Source organism: Mucilaginibacter sp. 3215, assembly GCF_050433785.1.
In the GTDB taxonomy this organism is placed as follows: Bacteria; Bacteroidota; Bacteroidia; order Sphingobacteriales; family Sphingobacteriaceae; genus Mucilaginibacter.
The window spans coordinates 176,558-182,756 of the sequence record NZ_JBNPWO010000012.1 but is presented as its reverse complement, the minus strand read 5'-3'; the positions used below and the strand labels follow the sequence as shown (position 1 = coordinate 182,756).

Annotated in this window: 6 protein-coding genes; 4 read left to right on the top strand and 2 right to left on the bottom strand. The window is 42.8% G+C overall.

Annotated features, from left to right (window positions below; genetic code table 11):
• Positions 1-261 precede the first annotated feature (261 nt).
• Together ABIC84_RS19145 and ABIC84_RS19140 are read right to left on the bottom strand one after the other, a co-directional pair.
• Positions 262-537: a hypothetical protein gene (locus ABIC84_RS19145; RefSeq protein ID WP_429264569.1), complete on the bottom strand. Its 276-nt coding sequence runs from the start codon at positions 535-537 to the stop codon at positions 262-264.
• Positions 538-667: 130 nt separating this feature from the next.
• The gene (locus tag ABIC84_RS19140) at positions 668-2,452 is read right to left on the bottom strand and encodes a glycoside hydrolase family 15 protein (protein WP_426587767.1); all 1,785 of its coding nucleotides are present in this window, start codon (positions 2,450-2,452) and stop codon (positions 668-670) included.
• 145 nt (positions 2,453-2,597) lie between these two features.
• Between ABIC84_RS19140 and ABIC84_RS19135 the strand changes: the two genes are divergently transcribed.
• From ABIC84_RS19135 to hemF, 4 genes are all read left to right on the top strand, one after another.
• Complete coding sequence (locus ABIC84_RS19135; protein ID WP_176624642.1) at positions 2,598-3,233, top strand: peroxiredoxin; 636 nt, start codon at positions 2,598-2,600, stop codon at positions 3,231-3,233.
• Between the two features lie 138 nt (positions 3,234-3,371).
• Positions 3,372-3,569, top strand: coding sequence for a cold-shock protein (locus tag ABIC84_RS19130; protein ID WP_090525558.1), 198 nt, complete (start codon positions 3,372-3,374; stop codon positions 3,567-3,569).
• A 126-nt stretch (positions 3,570-3,695) separates the two neighbouring features.
• Positions 3,696-4,928 (top strand): MFS transporter, encoded by a 1,233-nt coding sequence (locus ABIC84_RS19125; RefSeq protein ID WP_429264568.1) that lies wholly within the window; start codon positions 3,696-3,698, stop codon positions 4,926-4,928.
• 283 nt (positions 4,929-5,211) lie between these two features.
• The gene (gene hemF, locus ABIC84_RS19120; protein ID WP_426587762.1) at positions 5,212-6,126 is read left to right on the top strand and encodes an oxygen-dependent coproporphyrinogen oxidase; all 915 of its coding nucleotides are present in this window, start codon (positions 5,212-5,214) and stop codon (positions 6,124-6,126) included.
• Positions 6,127-6,199 lie beyond the last annotated feature (73 nt).

The window sequence follows — 6,199 nt, the reverse complement described above, 5'->3', positions numbered from 1 at the left end:
TGCCCAATGGCGAAGCCCCGTCATTTATAACTCCTCAAAAAAACTTTTTTAAAATCCTTAGGTTAACGGCTATGGTGACAACACCAACAACGGCACAATTGGTAATGGAGTGTTTAATTTGCAGATTAACTTAAACCCTCGGAAAGGTATAGGAGGGGAGACAGGCTTATGCACTCAAATAACATATAAGCCCATCCCTGCCACTACGCAATCACGCCGCACCTTTCCCAAGGGGGAATTAAAAATCTTCCGAACACTCACTTATAGTAGCAACATCAACAACGCGCAGAAAGGAACTGTACGGCGGTCTACAAAAATATCAGCCTGTCCAGTTTCATAGCAATCCGGTATGCCGCGTTCATCAACCCCACATGGCGGTGAGCTTGGGGGAAATTGCCCCACTGGCTTCCATTGCGCCCCGCCGTTGTTGGTGTTGTCACCAACAATTTTGTGCTCAAATTTTTTTACTGTATTGTAAAGAGTGGTTATAAAGCGAGTGGATGAAGAAGTTGTTGGTGACAACACCAACAACGGCATAGTAGCGGATGGAGTAGTGGAGATCAGGTAATTATTTAGGTGAACAGCGAATTACTTAATCCAGACTTACGAAGTTTTAGAAACTTCGTAAGTCTTATCTGCTAACAATTTATGCAAGAGAATATTAATCCTACAAAAATATCGGCCTATCCAATTTCATGGCAATCCGGTACGCCGCGTTCATCAAACCCACATGGCTATATGCCTGGGGGAAATTGCCCCACTGGCTTCCGTCACGCTCGTCAACATCTTCACTAAAGAGCAACAGGTGATTGGAGTATTGCAGCAGGTTACCAAACTCGCGCTGGGCATCATCCAAGCGACCAACAGCAGCCAGCGCTTCTACATACCAAAATGCGCAGATCAGAAAAGTAGTTTTAGGCTTACCAAAATCGTCTGTATATAAATACCTGTAAAATAACCCATTAGGTGTCTTTAGCTCTTTTTCTAATGCAACTAAATGATCCTTCGCTTTCTGCGAATTTGGATCAAGATAGTTCATCATAATCAATTGCAAAGTGCTGGCGTCAAGGTTACTGCTCCCGGCCGAGTTGGTGTAAACTTTGCGCACCGGGTCATAACAGCTCTCGATATGCGCGGCTGCACGTTCTTTAAGAGAAATGGCCTTATCAATCAGCTCCTGGTTTTGGATGGTACGCGCCATTTTTTCGGCAGCGGATGCACCCGCCCATTGAAACAGGTTGCTGTAACAATGAATGTTGGCCATATTCCTGAACTCCCAGATGCCGGCATCTTTTTCATCAATGGTATGCTCTATCTTACTCAACAGAAACGCTATCCAGTGAACCGAATCTTTTCGTTCCGAAAAAACAAAACGATGATCAGTGTATAAAGGGAGCAGGGAGATCAATACCTGGCCGTAAATGTCATTCTGAATGTGTTCGGATGCCTGGTTCCCAACCCGCACCGGCTGGTTGCCCATATAGCCCGCCAAATCAGTTAAAATATGCTCTACAAGGTCTTTTTTACCGGTAATGCCATAAAGCGGCTGGTAGCGTTCCATTTCAGAGAAAGTAATATCGGTAACATAACCGAAATACTTTTCCATCTCCTCAAAATGGCCAATGTGGTTTAGCGCGGTTATTACGTAATAAGTATCGCGCAGCCAGCAATAACGGTAATCCCAGTTACGGCCGCTTCCCGGCGATTCGGGCAGGCTTGTTGTGCTTGCGGCGATGATAGCGCCGGTGTCCTCATACTGGTGTATTTTAAGGGCCAAAGCGGAGCGGATTACAAAGGGCTGAAAATAAGTAGCTATGGACGAGTGTTTGATCCATGTACGCCAGTATTGCACGGTTTCGGCCAAAAACCGATCAGCCGTGCTGATGAGCGGCGCTTCAAGCGGTTCGCCATAGGTCATGGCCAGGTACTTGGTTTCATTAAGTACAAAAGCCTGTCCATCAAAAACATAACTTATCGGAATATTAGTGGTAAGGCGAATACTTTCTTCGCCGCCCAGATATTGGATATGATTGCTGCCACGGTTTACACTCAATTTAACAGCACCATATTCAGAAACCGGCGCGCATTTGACAATGATGCGCGGCGAGCCTTCAATAACCTCAATTTTCCTGATCAGCATTAATGGTTTATAATAACGCTGATGCTGGTAAAACCTTGGTGCAAAATCGGTTATGCGGTATTTTCCGCCGCTTGCAGGGCATATTTCCGTAATTAAAATATTGGTATTTTCCAGGTAATGCTGATTGGTAGTGTATTCCCCTTCCGGACGGATCGAGAATTCGCCGCCCTTATCTTTATCAAGGAGGCCGCCAAAAATAAAGGTACTGTCGAACCGGGGCCAGCACAGCCAGTCGACATTGGTGTTTTTATTAATATGGGCTAAAAAGGCGCAATTGCCAATTATACCGGTATCATAGGTGTGTTTACTCATAGATAGCTGTTATTAATTTCAAACTTCAACAACACAGCCTTTGTAATGTTGGCGTAAATAATGCGATTATTTAAAGTTTGTTTGCATTTGTTTATGAATGTATAGTAACTTAGTCGTATTAAATTACCATAAAAAATCTATCATCATGAGTTTAAGACTGGGCGATAAAGCGCCAAACTTCAAAGCGAAAACATCAGAAGGCGAAATTGACTTTTACGAATATTTAGGGGATAGCTGGGGCGTACTATTCTCGCATCCTGGCGATTATACACCTGTTTGTACCACCGAGCTTGGAAAAACTGCCGCTTTAAAAGATGAATTCACCAAACGCAATGTTAAAGTACTGGCTCTTAGTGTTGATTCGGTTGAATCACATCACGGCTGGATCCAGGATATTAACGAAACGCAGGGTGTCGAAGTTAATTTTCCGATCATTGCCGATGAAGACCGCAAAATTTCTGAAGCCTATGACATGATTCATCCAAATGCTTCGGTAAATGCCACAGTGCGCTCATTATTTATTATAGGGCCTGATAAGCTGGTTAAGCTCATTATCACTTACCCGGCATCAACCGGCCGTAACTTCCAGGAAATTTTAAGGGTTATTGACTCATTGCAGTTAACCGCTAATTACAGTGTTGCCACACCAGCCGACTGGAAAGAAGGAGAGGACGTGGTGGTGGTGCCGGCAATTAAAACTGAAGATATCCCTGCCAAATTTCCAAAGGGTTTTACTGCAGTTAAACCCTATTTGCGCCTGACACCACAACCAAATAAATAATTTTATTTGGTTTATTTAATAATTTTATATATTTGAGGGAAGCTGGATATCTATTCCTTCTGAACCAATAAGCCTATTTGTTTTCAGTTTGGTTTTAGTTGATCTTAACACGAATTTTTTATTACGATTATTATAATTATGAAAACTGGAAAAGTAAAATGGTTTAACACACAAAAAGGCTACGGCTTTATTATTACCGAAGAAGGTAAGGATCTTTTTGTACACTTTAAAGACGTGCAAGGCGGTGTAAATGCAATTAAGGATAATGATAGCGTCACGTACGATGTGGAAGAAGGAAGAAAAGGATTACAGGCAGTAAACGTTAAAAAAGCATAAAATATATAAAATTATTGAGCAAAACTTACTTACAAAACCTCTGTTATGACAGGGGTTTTTTTGTGCCGATTTTTTTGTTTTTATCTTCATAAATCTCCTACATTAGCCAACCAATTCTTACACGCTATGACCGATGCTACCAACGCTAAAGCCACAAGGAACGCTGTTTTCTTAGTACTTGTTGCTTCCCTGGGCTATTTTGTTGATATATATGATCTTTTGGTTTTTTCAATAGTACGCATCCCCAGCCTTAAAGATATCGGCTTAAATGCACAGGAAATAACCGATAAAGGGCAGTTCATTATCAGCGTCCAGATGTTTGGGCTGTTGCTTGGCGGCATCATATGGGGCATTGTCGGCGACAAACTGGGCCGTATCAAAGTGCTTTTTGGTTCGATATTACTTTACTCGATAGCCAATTTTGCCAATGGCCTTGTTCATGATGTAAATACTTATGCCATAGTAAGGTTTATTGCAGGCCTGGGGCTTGCAGGCGAACTTGGCGCCGGTATTACTCTGGTTAGCGAAACATTAAGCAAGGAAAACCGGGGTTATGGAACCATGATGGTAGCTGTTATTGGCTTGTTTGGCGCTACCGCTGCTTATGCCGTAGCTAAATTTGGCTGGCGTAATGCCTACTTTGTAGGCGGCGGCTTAGGAATTTTATTGTTGCTGCTTCGTGTTGGTACTTTTGAATCGGGCATGTTTAAGAATGTTGAGAACAGCGATGTATCCAAAGGCAATATGCTCATGCTGTTTACCAGCTGGGAACGTTTAAAAAAATACCTGTTTTGTATCCTGATAGGTGCGCCGCTTTGGTACGTAGTGGGTGTATTGATTAGCTTTTCGGATAAGTTTGGGGCTGCTTTAGGGGCTAAAACCCTGATCAAACCGGGCGACGGCATTTTTTACAGCTACATTGGCATCGCCATTGGTGATATTGTGGCCGGCTTACTGGCCCAGGTTACCAAGTCGCGCAAACTAACGATGGCTGTATTTTTAATACTTTCATTGGTAAGCGTTCATTTTTATTTAAGCGATAACGGCATTACTCCCGAACGTTTTGCAGTATTAAGCTTTTTTATGGGTTGTACAGTGGGCTATTGGGCTACATTTGTTACCATTGCGTCTGAGCAGTTCGGCACCAATATCCGCTCAACAGTTACCACTACGGTACCCAACTTTGTGCGCGGCTCACTGATCCCGATAACTGTAGCATTTAATGCCTTCAATACAAAGTATGGGTATATCAAGTCGGGATATATCATGATGGGGATACTTACCGCGGTAGCCCTGTTATCCTTAAGCCAGTTAAAGGAAACCTTCGGCAAGGATTTGAATTACGTAGAGATAAGCTAAAATCGGCTAGGTGTTCAATTTTTAAAAAACGGGTGTTCAAAAATGTTGCGTTTAGCCTAAACCTAAAAACACAAGTACTGATTATCAGTTGTTTATGTTTTCTGTAGTAAAATAATGAACATGTAAATTGTTGATTATCAGTTGTTTATTTTTTACCAGGTGTTCACACCTAAAAAAGTTGAACACTTTTCATTATCGGCTGTAAATGCGGGTAGCTATGAGTGCACGCATTGAAAAAAAGGCCTTCCGCTGCAATTCCCAAAATTCATTACTTTTACAGCCTATGATCAGCAAAGAACAAATAGCCGAAGATTATAAACAAATACAGGATGAGATCTGCGCAGCACTTGAGCAATTAGATGGCGCCGCAAAATTTGAGGAAGAGCTTTGGGAGCGCGAGGGTGGAGGCGGAGGCCGTACCCGGGTTATCCAAAACGGTAACATCCTTGAAAAGGGCGGAGTTAATTTTTCGGCGGTTCACGGTCATTTACCCGATACCATGAAACGGGCCCTGCAGGTTGAGCAGGATGACTTTTTTGCTACCGGTGTGTCTATTGTGATCCATCCCAATCACCCGTTGGTACCTATCATCCACATGAACATCCGTTACTTTGAAATGCCATCAACCATGGGCGACAGTCAAAAGCCTGTTCGCTGGTTCGGTGGCGGCATTGATTTAACCCCTCATTATGTTATTGAAGATGATGCCCGTTTTTTTCATAGCGGATTAAAAGCTGCCTGTGATCAATACTATGCCGATTTTTATCCCCGCTTTAAAAAATGGGCTGATGATTACTTTTTCATCAAACACCGTAATGAAACCCGTGGAATAGGCGGTATATTTTACGACAGGCTTACCGCCAATGATGAGTTAAGCTGGGAAGAGATCTTTGAGTTTTCAAAATCTGTTGGACGATCATTTGCACCGTTATATACTGAGCTGGTTAACCGCAATCGCGATAAATCATTTACAGAAGCACAGCAGCTTTTCCAATACCAGCGCCGCAGCCGTTATGCAGAATTTAACCTGGTTTATGATGCCGGCACCAAATTCGGGTTGGAAACCAACGGCCGCATCGAATCGATATTGATGAGCCTGCCGCCTACAGCTAAATGGGTTTATGACTATCACCCGTCAGCTGGCAGCGAAGAGGAAAAAACACTATCTTTATTAAAAAAAGGCATTAACTGGGCATAGGAAAAAGCTGAAAGCGAAATGCAGAAAGCCAAAGGCCTAAAGAAAAAAGCTTTCAGCATTATGCTTTGGGCTT